The following is an 18,361-nucleotide window of genomic DNA, read 5'->3' as shown; positions in this document are numbered from 1 at the left end:
TAAAAACATTGTAGAGCGCAAAAGTCAACAACACCTTGTAATCTCGATGAAGTGAAGGGACAGAACAATTCAGTGAAGCAATGGAAATCCTATTACCCTTTTGTTCGGCCCTATATGAAATTGATAATAATTACGCTCATTATTGGCATGATTAAATTCAGCATTCCCCTAACCCTACCCATGATCCTGAAATATATTGTGGATGATCTGCTGTTGAATCCGAATATGACGATTGAGGAGCGGGTGTCCCAGCTAATGCTTATTTTGGGTGGAGCTTTTATTTTGTTTGTAATCGTTAGGGGGCCGGTGGAATACTTCCGTCAATATTTTGCCCAGCTGATTACCAGCAAAGTACTTTTCGACATGCGAAACAAGCTGTACAGCCACTTGCAGCGTTTATCGCTGCGGTATTACCAGAATACCAAGGTGGGAGAGGCCATCTCCAGATTCATTAATGATGTGGAGCAGACCAAGAATTTGGTAGAAGTGGGGATGATGAACATATGGCTGGATATGTTCACACTTGTGTTCGCATTGGCGTTTATGTTCTATCTTAATCCGACGCTTGCCCTTGTATCTATCGCCATTTTGCCGTTTTACGCGATTGCTGTAAATACACTTTACAAGCGGCTCAAGGTACTGACCAAAGATCGTTCACAGGCACTAGCCGGGATTCAGGGTTATCTGCATGAACGGATTCAGGGCATTGCGATCATTCGCAGCTTCACAATGGAACAAGTGGATCATAAACAATTCGAATCTATCAATAAACATTTTTTGGAAAAAGCGATGGCCCAAACGCGCTGGAATGCGATCACCTTCGCTATTATCAATACGTTGACAGATATTGCACCGCTGCTCGTCATTGGTTATGGGGGATATCAGGTTATTCTAGGGAATTTGACCTTGGGAACCTTTGTTGCGTTCTTCGGTTACCTTGACCGTATGTATGCGCCCTTGCGCCGCTTGATCAACTCCTCGACAGTGTTGACCCAAGCCTCTGCTTCGCTGGAGCGCGTGCTTGAGCTGTTGGACGAGCCTTATGATATCGTGGATGCGCCTGGAGCAAAACCACTGCTTGGTGCAACAGGGGCCATTGATTTCAAGGATGTTTGGTTTAAATACAACGATGAGAACGAATGGGTGCTGAAGGATATTTCTTTAAGCATCAAGCCGGGGCAGACGATAGCTTTTGTTGGAATGAGCGGTGGCGGCAAGTCATCCTTGATCAGCTTGATTCCGCGTTTCTATGATATTAGCGAAGGCAGCCTCCAAATGGACGGGCACGATATAAGGGAGCTGACGCAGGAGAGTCTGCGCAGGACCGTCGGTATGGTGCTTCAGGATAACTTCCTGTTCAGCGGCTCGGTGCGTGACAATATTCTGTTTGGCAATCCGGAAGCTCCGGAGGAAGATATTATTGCTGCTGCTCAGGCGGCCAATGCCCATGATTTCATTCTGCAACTGCCACAGGGATATGACACCGAGGTTGGCGAGCGGGGAGTAAAGCTGTCCGGTGGACAGAAGCAGAGGGTAGCTATCGCGCGGGTATTTCTTAAGGACCCGAAGGTGCTCATTCTGGACGAAGCTACCTCGGCCCTGGATTTGGAGTCGGAGTATCTGATCCAGCAAGCCTTGCAGGCGCTAGCTTCCGAGCGCACCACCTTGATAGTTGCTCATAGGTTGTCAACAATAACACACGCTGACCAGATTGTGGTGCTGGAGAACGGTGAAATTACAGAGCGAGGTTCACACGAGCAGCTGATGGCTGTGGAGGGAAGTTACGCCAGACTGTTTAATGTACAGCGGTTGGATGCTTGACTACTGATAGTAAGGTGTTAGAATGAGAAATTCATCTCATACATTTACGGGTCGCCTGATGAAGGCGGCCATTTTTTTGCATTGAACGGCTCACACTGAAAGTAGTGGAGAGGACGGGACGATTGTGGAAAAGCGAAGCGTTCGCCCGAAAGCTTTCCGAAGGAAAGCTCACTTCGAAAGCATATGCTGTGTCCCGAAATCAAAAAAATCTGGACACAACAGTGATTGGAGCAACGGTCCGTTCGCGGAGCGTCTACTCAGCGTAAATTACATTCTCCCAATTACCAGTGACAAAATGCCAGCCGCGATAAGCGGGCCCACCGGGACACCCTTGAAGAAGGCCACCCCGATAACTGTACCGATCAGGAGCCCGGCAACAACAGTAGGCTGGCTGCCCATAAGTACCGCTCCTCGTCCACCGAGGTAGGCGACAAGAATACCGATGGCGATCGCCAACAGAGATTTCCAGTTCAGGAATGACTGGCCAACCATCTGCAGCGATATTTTACCGCTGGCCAGCGGTGTCATCACACCGATGGTCAATACGATGATCCCGACGGTCAGGCCATACTTCTCCAGCCACGGGAAGGCCTGCTGCAATCCGAGCACTCGCAGCAGCAAAAGGACGACCATGGCGATGGTCACAGGTGAATTGCTGCTGATAATACCCAGTGCCGCTAGTCCAAGTAAAAGTAAAGAGGTCAAGTCCATGTTAGTGATCCATCTCCTTCTCTTTACTCGACTGTTTCATGAGGATATGGTCCACAATAAGCTTGCCATGTCCCCGACCGGTCTCAATAAAGACCTCATTAGCATTGCGGCCGGAAGCGATTACGCCTGCTACATACAGTCCGGGCACATTACTCTCCATGGTGGAGTGATCGAATGCTGGTTTCTCCAGCTCGTCATCCATGACAACGCCTGCTGAAGTCAGGAGGGTGCGACTAGGACGGAAACCGGTTAAGGCCAGCACAAAATCATTATCCACAACTTCAGTTTCTCCATTAGGCAACTGAATGATTACAGAATGTGGTGTAATTTCGACTACACGTGATTGAATATGCAGCGTGATTTTTTCTTTTTTCACCAGGCTTTCAAAGATTGGCCGAACCCAGGGTTTAATATTCTCTGAGATACTATCTCCGCGATACACCATGTCTACGGTAGCTCCTACACGGATCAGCTCAAGCGCAGCATCCACTGCCGAATTGCTGCCGCCAATAACGGTAACCTTCATACCGGTATAAGGATGGGCTTCTCCAAAATAATGAGTCACTTTGGGCAGCTCTTCACCGGGGATTCCGATCATATTGGGCTGGTCAAAGTAACCTGTCGCGATCACAACGTGGGCAGCCTGCCGGGTCTTGTGCTCACCTCGCGAATTTGAAGTATGGATGGCAAACGTTCCATCATCTAGAGGCTCAACAGATAAAGCTTCTTCATAGGCGGCGATTTCCAGACCATGCTGCTGTGCAGCGCGACGATAATAGACTAGTGCTTCATGACGGAAGGGCTTATCATTTGGCGATGTAAAAGGGACACCACCGATTTCCAGCAGCTCGGCTGTACTGAAAAATTGCATATTGGTCGGGTATAAATAAATGGAATGTACGATAAAATTTTTCTCGATGATCAAGCTGGTAAGCCCTTGGCGCTGGCACTCCATGGCTGTCGAGAGCCCACAGGGACCTGCTCCGATAATAATTACATCTTTCATTTTGCTGGCAACCTCCCGATAATTCCTGTTCGTTTCTTTAAATCCTACCCCAAACACAAGTTTTTTTCCATAAAGAGCGAATTTTATTGTGGCAGTGGTTGATAAGCAGTATTAATTGTCTTATAATTAGATATATATCTAAACTGTTTCATGGCGTTATATTCAGTTTATGAATATTAGAGGAGTGTCTACCTGTGCAACTTGATAAAATTGTGAAATATCATAAAGCTTTAGCTGATCCTACCCGTCTGCGCATGATGCTGATTCTGTCCCAGGGAGAAATGCATGGACATGCTCTAGCTGAGAAATTGAATTTATCGCAGCCTACGGTAACTCATCATGCCTCCAAATTGCGTGAGGCTGCGCTGATTAAAGAACGTCGTGATAAGAACACAGTATATTTCAAGCTGAACCCTGAATTTATTACGGCTTCAGCAGAGGCTTCATTGCAATTTATTTTTGCTAAGGGGGTAGAAGGTATGGAAGAACAATCATCGGATAACAGTCTCAAAGAAACGGTGCTGCGCAATTTTTTTTCCAAGGATGGCCGTCTGCGGCAAATTCCCGCACAGTATAAGAAAAAATTGATCGCCCTGCAATGTATTGTGGAGAAACTGGAGCCCGGAGTCATCTACACGGAAAAAGAAATAAATGAGTTTATTAAGCCCTTTCATGATGATTTTGCGACCATCCGCCGTGAGTTTATCATGCATCAGTTCATGTACAGGGAGAATGATAAATATGAACTTAACCCGCAGGAGATGTGGACTCACTGGGAATATGTCAAATAATGATCTTATAAATGGTAACTTTCTGTGAATATTGGGAATAATACTGATTAAATATTCAGAAAACGAATAAAATGGAATTGTAAGCGTTATCTGACATATCCTTCGAAAGGAGACTTTCAGTATGATATTTAAACGCTCGAAGAAAAATACCAATTCAGATCAAGTAAGGGTCACATTGCCACAGGTCAAGCAGGCTGTAAAGCAATTCGAAGCCGATATGCCCACTCCGATTAATCGCACGGTTCTTATCATGGCAGATAAAAGTATAGATCTTGCTCGTCTAAAACGTTATTTGGGTGGTGTACCGCAGCAAAAGTTCTACATGTCGCGTGAAACATTCGAAATCTTTGCCGAAGAAGACAAGCTAGTCCCTTATTATCTCGATTTGGTTCAGTCTGCGGTGGACAATTATATTAATGACACAGGTAAGCTGCCGCTAATCGAGGATGCATGGTTACCTGAGGTACATTACCGACTGCTCTCCACAGAAAGTTATCTTAAGGAAACCCCACCTTTTCCATTATATATCACGGACGAGGAAATGATGCTGACACACAGGCCGGAGCATTTTGAGTAAGGAAGTGACCGATGGATCTATGCAAATGATTAATGAATTTGATCAGTAAGACTGTTTTGAAAAGAGGAGGATCGAATTCCTTTTTTCAGAATGGTCTTTTCTTTGTTTGTAAAGGCATAGTACAATGAATTCCTGAAGTGGCGGATTGAAATTAAGTACATAAGGGGAATCATTGCATGAAAGATATACAAGCCTTGTTATTTGATCTGGACAATACATTAATGGATCGTGATCATACCTTTCGCAGTTTTAGCACACAATTCGTCCGTGATTTTCTTGGATATTTGAATCCCAAGCAGGCGCAAGAGGTAATCGAAGATATCATTCTCCGGGACGCTGATGGTTACAGAGATAAAGACGGCTTTTTTGCGGAGCTCGCTCAGGAGCTGCCTTGGCGAACACCAGTCTCAGCTTCAGCCATCCGTGAGTATTATGATGAAAGCTATATAAAGCATGGAGCATTGATGAAGCATGCTCTTGATGTATTGAGTTACTGCCGGGATCGTGGTTATATCCTCGGACTGGTTACTAACGGAAAGACGGATATCCAATATGGCAAAATCGACTCCATCAATCTGCGCGACTACTTTAAAACCATCGTTATCTCTGGAGAAGTAGGGATCAGCAAGCCGGACCCGGATATTTATCTACTGGCTCTTGCACGGCTGGGCACAAAGGCTGGACAGACCTTGTTTATCGGCGATCATCCTGTGAATGATATCTGGGGAGCGGGTAAAGCCGGGATGGAAAGCATATGGCTGCGAAGGAACCATGACTGGGACGATTCGCTGGTTGTACATCCATGGAAGACCATTAACGAGCTGGATGAGCTTAAGGACATTTTGTAAATTTCGGCTGTGTATTGAAGATTAGGTTGACATTATGTGGGATCACCGTTTATGCTAACAACAGATTATTTCGGAAGGGGATGATATTTATGACAGTCTATACATTATCGGTTGCAACTGTTGTGGATACGTGTCTTCCGGGAACAGCTACTGCGCAGTAAGAATTAGTGCAGTTTAGCGCGTAAACTCTAATTTAACTATTAGAGCCGTCGGGGACCGTATCGGTTCCGGCGGCTTTTTTTGCGTGTCTATCTAAGATTCGCTCTACTTTCTTACAAAGGGAGCAGTCTATAGCAGACCAGCCGCCGGAACCTAAACGTTCCGGCGGTTTTTTGCTTTGTGGCAAAGTTTATGTTCCCGAAGACAGGTTGATTTGAATGCAGGTAAGGGCTATAACCACATCATTTAGGAGGAATTGGATGAGTATTAAGCAATATGGCTGGAATGAAAATTGGAGTAGAAAATGGAATGAGAAGTGGCTTGATACTGGAGGACCAGAGCTTGTACCTGGCCGGATTGTCGGTGATTTTGGCACTAAGTACCGTGTAATGGCGGAGTCGGGGGAGACCTGGGGTGAACTTGCGGGCAAGCTGAGGCATGGGCTAGTAGTATCGGGGGATTATCCGGCTATCGGTGACTGGGTGGGGCTCTCCATGCAGGATGGCGGTGAGCATGCGGTAATTCATGGTGTTCTACCGCGGCATAGTGTCATCTCACGCAAAGTAGCGGGAACGTCTCAAGAGGAGCAAATCGTGGCCGCTAATGTGGATACTTTATTTCTGGTCAGCGCCTTGAACGATGACTTTAATGTGCGGCGGATGGAGAGATATCTCATTATGGCGTGGAACAGTGGAGCGAATCCGGTTATTCTGCTTACAAAAGCAGACCTCTGTACGGATGCAGAGAGCAAGATAGCCGAGATGGAACGAGCTGCTCCAGGCGTGGCTGTGCATGCGGTCAGTGCCTTACAAGGTGAAGGGCTAGAGAGTCTTCTTCCTTATCTTGGCAGTGGCCAGACCGTTGCCCTGACAGGTTCCTCCGGCTGTGGTAAATCGACAATGGTCAACCGGTTGTGCGGAAAGGACCTGCAAGTAACCCAGGATATAAGAGAGGGTGACAGTCGAGGTCGGCACACAACGACGCATCGTGAGCTGTTTGTAATGCCGGATGGAGGCATTATCGTGGACACACCAGGCATGCGGGAGCTGCAGTTGTGGGAGGATGACGGCGGACTGGAACGGGCTTTTGCTGATATAAACAGCTTGGCGGCAGAATGCCGTTACAAGGATTGCAGCCATGACCGCGAAGAAGGCTGTGCTGTGCTGGAGGCGGTGCAGAGCGGTGTGCTGGAACAGAACCGGCTGTTGAATTATCGCAAAACACAACGTGAGCTTCTGTACCAAAGCAGCAAAGAAAAGAAGACAAAGCGGAAAAACGCCAACACTTCCTTAAAAGTCAGTCCATCACGGTCCAGAGGTTGGCGCAGTGGACTGGATGATTTTTAAGCAGAACTCAAGATATTCTATGTAAAAGGAAAGAGTGCTGTCCCCAAAAAAGATATTTTTCACGTATGAGACAGTTAGTTGAAAACTTCAAAGCTGTAAAAGCTAAAAAACGAGCCATTCTCTGGGTTATTGGAGACTGGCTCGTTTTCGAACCGCAAGCGTATTTCCATGCCGGGCTTCGGTAACGTAAGGACTTCATGCTGATGGTGACTTCTCGGTTTCCCGCGGCCTTTCTGACTAGTAAATACGTTGGGTGCAGGCGTAATTAAAGACATTGGTTAGCATTTTTGGAGGATAGTTGCCCTGCCTGCCGTCCGTCCGGAAATGCTGCAGCAAAGATAGGCGACGTTTAGCTGGGTGACGGCTGTATTGACGACCACGAACGAGGTGTTGGCTCGGTATTCTTTTTCTAATTCTATTGGCAAGTGTAGTGGGTCCATGGTCTATTGAATGTACAAAGAAATTGCTCCTTAGAATGGTTAATAGACGTTCATTTTACCAAAGGACGCTCTCTTTTTTGTGATTTTTAAGAAGATTTTGAGTATGATTTTTCCGCTGAAATCAGCGGAGAGGACGGAACGATTGCGGAAAAGCGGTAGCGTTCGCCTTTGTCTCCGGATGTACACGGACAAGTGTAATTCAATACATCTGGAGACAACAGCGATTGGAGCAACGTGCCATTCGCGGAGCGTCTCTCCGAACACTTACTTACGAATTGCTCAAAAAAAAGGGATATCCCAGCAACCATTTGCATGGCTTATGAGAAACCCCCTTGTGAATCTATATATAAATAAAAGTCCGGTTGATGCAGAAAATCTATCTGAAAAAGTTGCGGTATATCACTATAACCAGACTTTTAATACTGGAGGCAGATTAGAATGATACTGCCGTAGTCTTAGCCAATTGCAAGCCTTTTTCGATGATTTCTGTGGCTTGTTGTGGAAGCTGGTTATGTCCTTCAATGATGACTTGCTCAATATCCGTAACTCCCCAGAAGCCTAACATTCCCAAGATAAAGTTTACGGCCATTTCAGCACCAGCAGCAGGTCCTTCGGAATAAATACCACCTCTGGCATTCAAAAGAACGACTTTTTTGCCGCCTAGCAGACCATTTGGTCCTTCAGCAGTGTACTGGAACGTTTTGCCGGCTTGGCTCAGGTAGTCAATATAAGTATGCAATACAGCCGGAACAGTCATGTTCCACAGCGGGAACGCGATGACTACTTTTTCAGCAGCAATAAATTGTTCCAGATATTTGTTGACCAGCGCAGCGCCTGCAGCTTCTTCAGGTGTTGCTTCATAACCTTGGGCTGCTTTGTACATTCCGGTAATTAATGTGTTGTCATAATACGGAAGTTGTTCTGCAAACAGATCCAATTCAGTAATTTCATCTTGTGGATGACTTTGTTTGTAGCTCTCCAGAAATTCGTGGTACAACTTAACACTTACGGATTGTTCAACAGGGCGGTTATTAGCTTTGATAAAAAGGACATTTGTCATTATGATTTCTCCTTATATATATAATAGGTATTTACTTTATTTAATATAGCACTTAATTTTTTGTTTGTAAATAACTTTTTTCGAATGATAAAATTAGTTAGAATAAGTGCGTTTAGATCGTTGAATTCACGTTTATATAGGAGATACGGGGGCAGGGAATTATTCCCTATTAACCTGATTAGGAAGAATGGAAGTATGAAAGGAAGCGAAGGACATGTCCATTGACCGTTTCATAATAAAGAAATTGGACAGCTGTCATGAAGAACGCACACGTCTGAATTTAGTGAAGTTATTCAAGCTGCGGATTCAAAAAGCCGAAAAAGCAGAAAATGCGAATTATAAAACCGGCTGAAGAGCAGCCGCCAATCAAATAGAGCGGTGTTAAAATATAATAAGGCATATTCCTGTAACTTTAAGGAGTATGCCTTATTATATGTGCTGTAGTTAGGCAAAAAAATATCCCTCTATTAATAGAGGGATAGAGCTAATGAATCGTTTTCACTGTAACTGTGCAATATAGCTTCAGAGCCTTTAATTTCGATACTAATCAGAGAATTGAGACATTTCTTGAGGGCAGTTTTGCCTTTTTGAATTTTGAGCTCCAGCGTACTGTTAAGTAATCTAAGTACTTTTTGAGTGGGCTGTTTATTTTCTGTTGTGAAATACACAGGTACAAGTTTGTTCTGAAATGTTATGACCATTCTCATTTTGAAATCACCTCGCTACAAGTATTTCATGTTTTGATCTTAACCTTTATTTCTTAATTTTACCTTAAAATTAGCTTATGATAACATAAAGATTGCGATTTATATCACGAAGACGCATTTATTTTGCTTGGATTTTAAATTTTTATTGATTTAAGGAAGGATACGATGGTGTGAATGATAAAGACAGCGTATATTTAGCGCATTTTCTGTTCCCTGATTGTGCTATGAATGAAAATGTAATGGAACAGCTGCGTACGGCGACAGCCGCGGAACGAATGTGCCGATTGCGATATAGTGAAGGCGAGCATGTTCAAGACGTATGTCTGCAAGTATATAAGGATAGGATTCTGTTGATCTCTAATCAAAAGGGTGGCGCCATAAAGTTTGAACGGATTGAACTTGCAGCAGTAGAGCAGGCCTGCCTTCAGCTGTTCAATATAATTGAACCACTTGAGCCGAGTTACCCGCTTGTTCCAGCTCTGATGATGTCCAAACATAAGTATGAAGAGCTCAAAGAGAGCTCAGTTTCATCCACTCTACATAGTTTAACTCAAAGTTTATTTGCTGAAACCGGAGAATATGAGCACTCCGTCCAACTTGCCAAGGTCATTAAATATTATTGCACCGAGGGTGAATTGCGGCTCTGTTCTCGGAGCGATAGCGGTTGGGAAGTACATTATGCTGCCTATATCGGTGATTTCTCCTCTGGTTGGCTGCTGCGCATGAACTGCAGTGCTGCAGAGGACTGGATGATTGCTTTTCCGATGAATAAATCTCAGCTATGCAATACTTTTACAGAATGGGTCTGGCAACCCGCTTCTATTCTTTAGTTCAGAATGGCAGATGAATAGGGAGGTAAGTTTAGGGATTCTCCCTTCAAGACGGCTACGTCGGAGATGTACTTAAGAACTTTGTGATAACTGTCTCCATTCACATTGGGATGGAGCGAGACCTGTTGTTCTTTACCGGTAAGATTATGCACAACTAGTACTTGTTCCTGAGCGGTCACTCTTTCATAAGCCATAACACCGGGATTGCCAGAGGTATAATCACGAATTCCTCCGTCACGCAAGGCAGGCACTTCATTACGGAGGGAGATGAGCTCACGGTATCGCTCCAGCAGCGAGTGGTCATCTTTACTTTGACTTTTCACATTATTTTCTGCGTTAAATATGTTATTGTTGCTGTCTTCCCAGGTTGTTTGACCTTTGCCATCTTCCTCAGGTACCCATCTCATAGGCTCGCGGATGCCTTCATCCGGCTTCACACCGAGCATCCCAATCTCCTCACCATAATAGATGAAAGGATTTCCGGGTAGGGTTAGCAGCATGGCTGCAGCCATTTTAGCATGATCCAAGTTGTCTTGCAGCTGGCTCATAACTCTATTCTGATCATGATTTGTTAGAAATATGGCATCGGTAAAAGCGTTCTTTGAGATTTGTGAGTAAAGCTTATACGTACGTTCTAGCGTATAGGCTGCCCCACTGTCTTTCTCTGCTTCTACGGAATGGAGCAAGGTCTCTGCCAAGCCAAAGTTAAAGCCCGAATCGAAAGCCTGATTCAGATAAGCACCAACAGAAACGGCAGAATTCTCCCATACCTCGCCTACAATATAAGCCTGCGGATTGACCGCATTCATAGCTTTGCGGAATTCCTGCCACCAGGTTACATTTTTAGCGGTTGTAGCTGCACTTTTGTCTGTTAGCAGATCCTCATAGATATGTTTGGCTGCATCCAGTCGAAAGCCATCTACGCCTTTTTCCAGCCAGAATTGTCCGATGTCCAACATTTCACTGCGAACTGCTGGATTATCGAAATTCAAATCAGGCATCCCCTCCCAAAAAGTGCCCATATAGTGACTCCCAAGCAGGCTATGCCACGGATTGCCACTGCCCGCAGCACTGGTTCCGCTTGCTGGTCGATTCTGATCCTCTGCCCAAATATACCAGTCTCGGTATTTACCCTCTTCATTCTTAGCAGAATCAACAAACCACGGATGTTCCTTCGAGGTGTGATTCACCACCAAATCCATAATCACTTTGATGCCTCTTTGATGTGCCGCTTGAATAAGCTCCTGCAGATCCTCTAGAGTTCCGTAATCAGGATTAATATTGCGATAATCGGTTACATCGTAGCCATGATAACTTGGGGAAGGATTAATAGGCATAAGCCAAATACCTCCAATGCCTAGATCATCTGTGGTAGCGGGATCGCCATCATTCAAATAATCGAGTTTCTCCGTAACTCCCTGCAAATCACCAATTCCGTCGCCATCCGAGTCAAAGAAGGAACGCACAAATATTTCATAAAAGACAGTGGAGGGCTGCTCATCAACAGCCGTCACAGATTTGTTAGTACTCTGTTGGGTAACTGCTGGAGCAACTGTGTGATTCTGCTGTGCTGTCGTTTGAGGAGAGGCGGTCGATAGAGCAGATCCTTTCGGAGGATTACCAGAGCAACCGACCAGCATTACAGCAGTTAAGGCTGTGGCAGTAACAGTCTGGAGGGTGCGTTTTGAAGGTAGATATGTAAACTGTGGATACATAGTAGACAACCTCTTTCATGGCAAGTTCGCTTTTTATAGTAAGGTAAGCGCTTTATCATTAATATTACCTGAAAATACCCACAATATTAAAACGTTTGCACAACTCTAAAAATCCGGAATAGTCTAATAATCTGGCATCTGTTCTAAATATCTTCTTATTTACTTTGATATTCTATAAATTCCCCGTGATTAATAGGAATATCTCAAATAAGGTTCAGTATTAACGAAGGAGATAAATGATCTCAGCTGTATTCAGCTCTGTAAATCACAATAAATCTGTGCAAACGGTATCATTAGCTCTTCTTAACCTTTCACTAGGCAGCAGCATATGCTTTAGATAAGGGTAATAGACCCGGTAAGAAAGGAGAATGAAGAATGAAGAGAAGGAACAAGAGGTCCCTGTCACTCATGCTCATTACATTATGTTTTTCAATACTTGCCGGCTGTGGTGGAGATTCAACGGGGGTAAAGGTGAAGATTGGCGAAGTTACCCGCTCTGTCTTTTATGCGCCAGAATATGTGGCTTTGTCGCAGAACTTTTTTAAGGATGAGGGGTTGGAGGTAGAACTACAGACGATTCCAGGCGGAGACAAGACTATGACTGCGCTTCTCTCGGGAGCCATTGATGTGGCGCTGGTAGGCTCGGAAACTTCCATTTATGTGTACCAGCAGGGTGCGGATGATCCTGTCATTAACTTTGCGCAGTTGACTCAACGGGATGGGACATTTCTGTTCGCCCGTAAGGATGTAGATGATTTCAGCTGGGATAAAGTGGAGGGCTCAACCTTTCTCGGCCAAAGAAAAGGCGGAATGCCACAAATGGCCGGGGCGTATAGCTTATTGCAAAAAGGGATAGATCCTGCCAAGGATATTACTCTAATTCAGAATATCGACTTCGCTAACATTGCCGGAGCCTTTGCTTCGGGGACAGGGGATTACGTGCAGCTGTTTGAACCTCAGGCATCCATCTTCGAACGTGAAGGCCGGGGTAAAGTTGTAGCTTCGTTCGGGATAGAGAGCGGCTATTTACCTTATACGGTATTTATGTCCAAAGACAGCTATATCAGCAAAAATGGAGACACCGTCCAGAAGTTCACCAATGCGATCCAGCGTGCACAGCTATGGGTGAAGGAGCACAGTCCAGAGGAGATTACCGATGCAATTCTTCCCTTTTTTGAGAATACAGACCGGGATATTGTAGTCTCGTCGGTCAAGCGTTACAAGGAACAGGATACCTATGCCGTTAATCCGGTTGTGGATAACGAGGAATGGAACAATCTGTTGGATGTCATGGAGAATGCCGGGGAATTGAAAGCACGTGTTCCAGTAGAGAAAATTGTCAATAACAGCTTTGCCGAAAAAGCAGAAGCAAGCCTTAAGGCTGACGTCTCAAAATAACAAGTTACACAACATTAGAGGGGGGTTCAAGCACTACAACCTAAAAGGAGGGGCCGATATGCTTCCAGTAGTGCAGCTAAAGGGAGTTACGCATGCCTATCTTGGCGATCTTGAGGCTTCATTAGCCGTTGAGGACCTGAATCTTACTGTTGAAAAGGGAGAATTCGTCAGCCTGGTTGGTCCCAGTGGTTGCGGTAAGACAACTATATTATCGATCATAGCCGGGCTGCTACAACCTTCGCGCGGTGAAGTGGTTATCAATGGCCGGCCCATGAATGGACCCTCTCCAGAGGTAGGGTATATGCTGCAGCAGGACTATCTTTTTCCCTGGCGCAGCATATTGGACAATGCGGTGCTAGGTCTGGAGTTAACGGGATGTTTGAATGATGATACAAAAAAGAAGACTTTGGAGCTGCTCCAAGACATGGGGCTTAAGGATAAGGCTCAAGCTTACCCAGCGCAGCTGTCTGGAGGCATGCGCCAAAGGGTGGCGCTGGTGCGCACCTTGGCCACTGACCCTGGACTGCTGCTGCTGGATGAACCCTTCTCGGCGCTGGATTACCAGATCAAGCTGCAGCTTGAGGACCTGGTGTCAGAGACACTGCGCCGCCGCGGGACAACGGCAGTGCTGGTAACACATGACCTGTCCGAGGCGATTGCGGTCAGCAGCCGGGTTATTCTGTTGCAGCGGAATCCGGGCAAGATCCGCAAAGTCTTTCCAGTACCGGAGGTTATCCGGGCCGCACCTCCTTTATATGCGCGTGATCAGGCAGGCTTCGCGGAGCTTTTTCATGAAATATGGCAGGAAATGGAGTCTGCAGGGAGGGAAAGCTAGTGAAGCATAACGGGCAAACCGGGGACGCAGCTTCCCGAGAGTTATGGCTGCAGCAAATGCATGGAGAATTTAAGAAGAAAAAGCAGCGGCGGCGCAATCAGGTTCTTGCTGTGCGCAGCGGTGTGCTGCTGCTGTTCTTCGTCCTTTGGGAAGCGGGGGCCAGACTGGGCTATATTGATGAGTTGTTGTTCAGCTATCCGACTAAGGTCTTCCGGCAGATCTGGGGGGATATGGTTAGCGGCAGTCTCTGGCCGCATCTCGGGATAACAGTAGGCGAGACTGCCGTAGGCTTTGTGTTGGGTACTCTGCTTGGGACTCTGCTGGCTGTTATCATCTGGTGGTCGCCTTTTCTATCAGCAGTCCTTGATCCGTATATGGTCGTCTTTAACAGCATGCCGAAAGTGGCGCTCGGCCCAATATTTATCGTAATGTTTGGTGCGGGATTCACTGCTATCGTTGTCACTACATTATCGATTACAGTCATCATAACCACGCTGGTTGTGTATAACAGTTTCTGCAGCGTGGACCCTAATTTAATCAAGGTAGTCCGCTCCTTCGGAGCAACTCGGGTACAGGTATTCTTCAAGGTTATTTTACCTGCATCCTTCCCAACGGTTGTCTCTACACTAAAAGTGAATGTGGGCATGTCCTGGGTGGGGGTCATTGTTGGTGAGTTTCTGGTCGCGAAGTCAGGGCTTGGCTATCTGATTATTTATGGCTTTCAGGTATTTAATTTCACGCTGGTCATGTCCAGTCTGCTTATCATCGCAGCAGTGGCAACGGCAATGTATCAGTTGGTCTTATATATGGAAAAGATTCTATTGTCGAGACAATGAAAATAATGTCTTATTGTGTCTCTGCGGAAAATCTTGTACCATGACTATATCTTTACCTAAGCTTCCGAAGCGAGTTTTGTATGAAGCTATTTCGGAGAAGCATGACTTACAAAACTTTCAAGGAGAGATATCTTCATGGGATTTCGAATTATCAAAACAGCGGCTGCAACCGTCCTGTCCGTATTGTTGGCAGCTGCTGTAGGAATACCAAATGCGCAGAGTGCGGGTCTGTTAGCGATTCTGGGTGTGGAAACCACCCGCAAGAGGAGTCTCCGGACGATAACGGCACGTTTTACGGCCTCGCTCGTGGGACTCTTTTTTGGCTGTATTTTATTCTGGGTCTTGGGTTTTCATTATTGGGTGCTTGGAATGTACGTGCTGTTCGGCTTTCCGCTTATTGTGAAATCTGGCTTTAAGGAAGGTATCGTTACTAGCTCCGTTATCGTCTTTCGTGTATTTGGACAAGCTGAGATTACGCTGCATATCCTGCTTCAGCAGATTGAATTGTTGGTAATTGGTCTCGGCTCCGCCGGGCTGGTGAATCTGATCTACATGCCGCAGACCGAAGGGGCGATGTATGTCATCCGCAAGGAAGTCGATGGCTTCTTTTCAGTTATTTTCACCCAACTGGCACGGACACTGCGTGAACCTGGATATATCTGGGATGGAAAAGAGCTTATTGGGGCGAACACGGCGGTACAACGCGGTCTGAGCGCTGCAGCCAGGGAAATGGAGAATCATGTGATAAATCCGGATGCGGCGTGGAATGTTTACTTCTACATGCGGAAGGAACAGCTGGAATCGATTCAAAATATGCTGCAGCTGTTGTCGCAGGTCTATCGCCAACTGCCGCACGGTGATATGGTCGCTGAATTGTTCGATCAGCTCAGCGGAGATGTTCTGGCAGAAGAATACACAGGCCGGACAGAACGACTGCTCTATGGTCTGGAGGAGGAGTTTCAAAAAATGGAGCTGCCAGAGACTCGTGAGGAATTTGAAGTGCGATCTGCTATTTTGCAGTTGTGTCGGGAACTGGCACTGTATTTGAAAATTGCCAAGCGGCATAAAATGCCGGTAGGACTGAAGCAGGAGAATCGAACACTCACTGCAGGCAAATGATGGACCTGAGGATTGTTAATAACCAATCAAGTATTAACATTCTTTAGTGAAAGAACGATAGAATATGTATGAACTAAAATCTATTGTTGCTGACTATGATTTTTTATTCAGTTTACGTTCAGGAGACGAGAATACTGTGAATAATAAAATAAATAGTGAGGGTTCCAATACAGCAGGGGTTCGCCACAAGCGAATTTTCCGCTCTGGCAGGTGAAGAGTATGGACAAAAGCAATGACAACTTTATTGGTAAACAGCTTATAACCAACCTCTTTAATGAAAAGGGTGTATTTGTTTTACCCGCAAATACTTTATTAAGCACAGACCATATACGACTGATCAAGCAGCATAAGATTATTTTGGATGCTAGTGATGTCATTCAGCTGGATAAAGCGGCTTTTTTTCAGATTGCTGTAGATGATTGCACGTCGGCAATGGAAAACATTTTTGAACAGATTCGTTATAACAAAAGTAAACGTCTGCCGATGATTGAGCTCAGGAATGAGGTTATTCCTTTTATCCAACAGGTGTCTGAGCGGAATGATTTCTACGGAATTTTGGCTGCCCTGCAGTCCAAGGATGATTATACATACAGGCATAACGTTGCAGTGGGTATATTGTCCACACTGCTTGGCAAATGGCTCAAATTAAAGCCGGAAGATCTCGGCATGCTGACTATCGCCGCTACTCTTCATGATATTGGAAAAATGATGATCCCTGCGGAAATACTGAGCAAAGAGGGACCCTTAACGGATGAAGAATACCAGTTGATGAAGAAGCATACCACTTACGGATACGAGATGATCAGAGATACGGTGGGCACCAATCATTTGCAGGCGCTTGTGGCTCTGCAGCATCATGAACGAATGGATGGCAGTGGATATCCATTTGGCCTGCTCGGACATCGAATAACGGATTTCAGCAAAATTGTTGCGGTAGTCGATATTTTTCATGCGATGACCTCTGATCGTTTCTACCGAAAAGCATCACCACTATATCAGGTTCTAATTCAGATGCAGGATGATGTATTTGGCAAGCTTGACCCTTATATTTCCAGAGTATTTATAGATAAGTTGATGCAGTCGATGCTAGGGAACGAGGTCGAACTGACGGATGGTAGGATCGGGAAGATTATTCTAATTCTTTCTCATGATCCATTGCGTCCACTTGTGAACATCGGGGAGGATTTCGTTGATCTTAGCAGGGAAAGAACACTAGGGATTGTACGAGTAATCCCGCAATAGACTACATGTTTTTCTTCTGAAATGTACTATGAGTCTCAGGATGAAGGCCGTTTGAGGGCTTACCCAAATTTATTTATAGACTAACAATCAACAAATGCCCAGATCCTGCATACACTTGATAGTGAATGATTGTATGGAGGAGGTTCAAAGATGTCATTAAGCCATAAACGTCAAACAAGGGAGATCATTACGAAGGCAATTTGCGGCAAAGGTCGTAAGTTCTCTACCGCAACCCATACCGTGACTCCGCCACATCATCCGACTAGTATTCTGGGGGCTTGGATTATCAACCACCAATACGAAGCGGTTGCCGCCGGGAACGGAATCGAAGTAATTGGTACTTATGATGTTAACATCTGGTACTCGTACGACAAAAACAAGCAGACCGAGGTAGCCAAAGAAACGGTCTCCTATGTGGAGCTTATTCCGCTGTCGTATCTGGACCCAAGACACCGTGCTTCCACGGTAGAGGTATCTGCGGATGCAACGCAGGAACCAAACTGTGTGGAAGCTGGCGTATCTCCAGGTGGTGGCAGTGTAACGCTCCGTGTAGAGCGCGAATTCGAGGCGGAGATGGTGGCTGAGACCAAAGTCCGCGTGTATGTCAGCGATCAAAGTGATGATCTGGAAGACAAGGATTATGATTTTGATGGTGAAAGCTTTGATTATGATGATTTGGACCCTGACGCCCTGGATGATGAGTTGTAAGGAAGGTTTCGCCGCCGCTAACTGAATAGCAATGGGTTATGCTCCCATTATATGTAGGAAGGGCGGCGGCGAAGAGGGCTAATGCCCTCCTTTTTTTGAAAATTTTTTTGCGTTCGGGAATGACTTCGCTAGGGGGATTATTCAGCTTACTCTGCGATGCAAAAACGGTGCCGTCCCTTGGACGGAAGGCCGTTTTTTGCTGTTGTTGTAAA

The 18,361-nt window shown here is 45.6% G+C and carries 18 protein-coding genes; 13 read left to right on the top strand and 5 right to left on the bottom strand.

What is annotated here, in order from left to right; all coding sequences use genetic code 11:
• The first annotated feature begins 72 nt into the window (after window positions 1-72).
• Entirely contained in the window at window positions 73-1,821 is a 1,749-nt protein-coding gene (locus tag GJB61_RS16580; RefSeq protein ID WP_338115885.1) for an ABC transporter ATP-binding protein, read from the top strand.
• Window positions 1,822-2,088: 267 nt separating this feature from the next.
• On the opposite strand, the gene GJB61_RS16575 is transcribed toward GJB61_RS16580, so the two are convergent.
• Together GJB61_RS16575 and GJB61_RS16570 are read right to left on the bottom strand one after the other, a co-directional pair.
• A complete protein-coding gene (locus tag GJB61_RS16575) occupies window positions 2,089-2,532 on the bottom strand; it encodes a DUF441 domain-containing protein (protein WP_154119869.1) in 444 nt (147 codons plus the stop codon).
• Window position 2,533: 1 nt separating this feature from the next.
• Window positions 2,534-3,538 (bottom strand): YpdA family putative bacillithiol disulfide reductase, encoded by a 1,005-nt coding sequence (locus GJB61_RS16570; protein ID WP_154119867.1) that lies wholly within the window; start codon window positions 3,536-3,538, stop codon window positions 2,534-2,536.
• Window positions 3,539-3,732: 194 nt separating this feature from the next.
• Between GJB61_RS16570 and GJB61_RS16565 the strand changes: the two genes are divergently transcribed.
• The 4 genes from GJB61_RS16565 (at window position 3,733) to rsgA (ending at window position 7,259) form a co-directional block, all read left to right on the top strand.
• A complete protein-coding gene (locus GJB61_RS16565) occupies window positions 3,733-4,329 on the top strand; it encodes a DUF2087 domain-containing protein (protein WP_338115884.1) in 597 nt (198 codons plus the stop codon).
• 121 nt (window positions 4,330-4,450) lie between these two features.
• Window positions 4,451-4,906, top strand: coding sequence for a DUF3939 domain-containing protein (locus GJB61_RS16560; RefSeq protein WP_154119865.1), 456 nt, complete (start codon window positions 4,451-4,453; stop codon window positions 4,904-4,906).
• 176 nt (window positions 4,907-5,082) lie between these two features.
• On the top strand, window positions 5,083-5,754 hold the full coding sequence (locus tag GJB61_RS16555) for an HAD family hydrolase (RefSeq protein ID WP_154119863.1): 672 nt from the start codon (window positions 5,083-5,085) through the stop codon (window positions 5,752-5,754).
• Window positions 5,755-6,173: 419 nt separating this feature from the next.
• Window positions 6,174-7,259, top strand: coding sequence for a ribosome small subunit-dependent GTPase A (rsgA, locus tag GJB61_RS16550; protein WP_154119861.1), 1,086 nt, complete (start codon window positions 6,174-6,176; stop codon window positions 7,257-7,259).
• Between the two features lie 873 nt (window positions 7,260-8,132).
• Here the strand turns inward: rsgA and GJB61_RS16545 are convergent.
• Window positions 8,133-8,759, bottom strand: a complete 627-nt coding sequence (locus GJB61_RS16545; RefSeq protein WP_154119859.1) for an FMN-dependent NADH-azoreductase — start codon at window positions 8,757-8,759, stop codon at window positions 8,133-8,135.
• 214 nt (window positions 8,760-8,973) lie between these two features.
• Here GJB61_RS16545 and GJB61_RS31765 point away from each other — a divergent pair, with 214 nt between their 5' ends.
• A complete protein-coding gene (locus GJB61_RS31765) occupies window positions 8,974-9,111 on the top strand; it encodes a hypothetical protein (RefSeq protein ID WP_229521849.1) in 138 nt (45 codons plus the stop codon).
• A gap of 115 nt (window positions 9,112-9,226) precedes the next feature.
• Here GJB61_RS31765 and GJB61_RS31760 read toward each other — a convergent pair whose 3' ends face one another.
• The gene (locus tag GJB61_RS31760) at window positions 9,227-9,466 is read right to left on the bottom strand and encodes a hypothetical protein (RefSeq protein ID WP_154119857.1); all 240 of its coding nucleotides are present in this window, start codon (window positions 9,464-9,466) and stop codon (window positions 9,227-9,229) included.
• Between the two features lie 170 nt (window positions 9,467-9,636).
• Between GJB61_RS31760 and GJB61_RS16535 the strand changes: the two genes are divergently transcribed.
• A complete protein-coding gene (locus tag GJB61_RS16535) occupies window positions 9,637-10,296 on the top strand; it encodes a hypothetical protein (RefSeq protein ID WP_154119856.1) in 660 nt (219 codons plus the stop codon).
• Here GJB61_RS16535 and GJB61_RS16530 read toward each other — a convergent pair.
• The gene (locus tag GJB61_RS16530; RefSeq protein ID WP_154119854.1) at window positions 10,293-12,011 is read right to left on the bottom strand and encodes an alpha-amylase family glycosyl hydrolase; all 1,719 of its coding nucleotides are present in this window, start codon (window positions 12,009-12,011) and stop codon (window positions 10,293-10,295) included. The genes GJB61_RS16535 and GJB61_RS16530 overlap by 4 nt on opposite strands.
• A 375-nt stretch (window positions 12,012-12,386) precedes the next feature.
• Between GJB61_RS16530 and GJB61_RS16525 the strand changes: the two genes are divergently transcribed.
• The 6 genes from GJB61_RS16525 to GJB61_RS16500 all read left to right on the top strand — a co-directional run bounded on the left by GJB61_RS16525 (window position 12,387) and on the right by GJB61_RS16500 (window position 18,149).
• Window positions 12,387-13,409 carry an ABC transporter substrate-binding protein gene (locus GJB61_RS16525; protein ID WP_154119852.1) on the top strand — a complete coding sequence of 341 codons (1,023 nt, stop codon included), beginning with the start codon at window positions 12,387-12,389 and terminating at the stop codon, window positions 13,407-13,409.
• Window positions 13,410-13,467: 58 nt separating this feature from the next.
• Window positions 13,468-14,244, top strand: coding sequence for an ABC transporter ATP-binding protein (locus GJB61_RS16520; protein WP_154119850.1), 777 nt, complete (start codon window positions 13,468-13,470; stop codon window positions 14,242-14,244).
• Between the two features lie 56 nt (window positions 14,245-14,300).
• The gene (locus tag GJB61_RS16515) at window positions 14,301-15,080 is read left to right on the top strand and encodes an ABC transporter permease (protein ID WP_229521897.1); all 780 of its coding nucleotides are present in this window, start codon (window positions 14,301-14,303) and stop codon (window positions 15,078-15,080) included.
• Between the two features lie 135 nt (window positions 15,081-15,215).
• Window positions 15,216-16,199 carry an aromatic acid exporter family protein gene (locus tag GJB61_RS16510; RefSeq protein ID WP_154119845.1) on the top strand — a complete coding sequence of 328 codons (984 nt, stop codon included), beginning with the start codon at window positions 15,216-15,218 and terminating at the stop codon, window positions 16,197-16,199.
• 219 nt (window positions 16,200-16,418) lie between these two features.
• Window positions 16,419-17,441, top strand: a complete 1,023-nt coding sequence (locus tag GJB61_RS16505; protein WP_154119843.1) for an HD-GYP domain-containing protein — start codon at window positions 16,419-16,421, stop codon at window positions 17,439-17,441.
• A 150-nt stretch (window positions 17,442-17,591) separates the two neighbouring features.
• Window positions 17,592-18,149, top strand: a complete 558-nt coding sequence (locus GJB61_RS16500) for an outer spore coat protein CotE (protein WP_154119841.1) — start codon at window positions 17,592-17,594, stop codon at window positions 18,147-18,149.
• Window positions 18,150-18,361 lie beyond the last annotated feature (212 nt).

Origin of the sequence: Paenibacillus monticola (genome assembly GCF_009664975.1) — a bacterium.
Taxonomy (GTDB): domain Bacteria; phylum Bacillota; class Bacilli; order Paenibacillales; family Paenibacillaceae; genus Paenibacillus_AQ; species Paenibacillus_AQ monticola.
Note: the sequence above shows the minus strand (reverse complement) of the source record. Positions and strands in the feature narration are given on the sequence as shown.

Bases quoted from the DNA above. Each gene is read 5' to 3' on its own strand.
- GJB61_RS16545 (WP_154119859.1), bottom strand. From the start codon at position 8,759: ATGACAAATGTCCTTTTTATCAAAGCTAATAACCGCCCTGTTGAACAA.
- GJB61_RS16555 (WP_154119863.1), top strand. From the start codon at position 5,083: ATGAAAGATATACAAGCCTTGTTATTTGATCTGGACAATACATTAATG.
- GJB61_RS16560 (WP_154119865.1), top strand. From the start codon at position 4,451: ATGATATTTAAACGCTCGAAGAAAAATACCAATTCAGATCAAGTAAGG.
- GJB61_RS16515 (WP_229521897.1), top strand. From the start codon at position 14,301: ATGCATGGAGAATTTAAGAAGAAAAAGCAGCGGCGGCGCAATCAGGTT.
- rsgA (WP_154119861.1), top strand. From the start codon at position 6,174: ATGAGTATTAAGCAATATGGCTGGAATGAAAATTGGAGTAGAAAATGG.
- GJB61_RS16510 (WP_154119845.1), top strand. From the start codon at position 15,216: ATGGGATTTCGAATTATCAAAACAGCGGCTGCAACCGTCCTGTCCGTA.
- GJB61_RS31765 (WP_229521849.1), top strand. From the start codon at position 8,974: ATGTCCATTGACCGTTTCATAATAAAGAAATTGGACAGCTGTCATGAA.
- GJB61_RS16525 (WP_154119852.1), top strand. From the start codon at position 12,387: ATGAAGAGAAGGAACAAGAGGTCCCTGTCACTCATGCTCATTACATTA.
- GJB61_RS31760 (WP_154119857.1), bottom strand. From the start codon at position 9,466: ATGAGAATGGTCATAACATTTCAGAACAAACTTGTACCTGTGTATTTC.
- GJB61_RS16570 (WP_154119867.1), bottom strand. From the start codon at position 3,538: ATGAAAGATGTAATTATTATCGGAGCAGGTCCCTGTGGGCTCTCGACA.
- GJB61_RS16530 (WP_154119854.1), bottom strand. From the start codon at position 12,011: ATGTATCCACAGTTTACATATCTACCTTCAAAACGCACCCTCCAGACT.
- GJB61_RS16575 (WP_154119869.1), bottom strand. From the start codon at position 2,532: ATGGACTTGACCTCTTTACTTTTACTTGGACTAGCGGCACTGGGTATT.
- GJB61_RS16520 (WP_154119850.1), top strand. From the start codon at position 13,468: ATGCTTCCAGTAGTGCAGCTAAAGGGAGTTACGCATGCCTATCTTGGC.
- GJB61_RS16505 (WP_154119843.1), top strand. From the start codon at position 16,419: ATGGACAAAAGCAATGACAACTTTATTGGTAAACAGCTTATAACCAAC.
- GJB61_RS16500 (WP_154119841.1), top strand. From the start codon at position 17,592: ATGTCATTAAGCCATAAACGTCAAACAAGGGAGATCATTACGAAGGCA.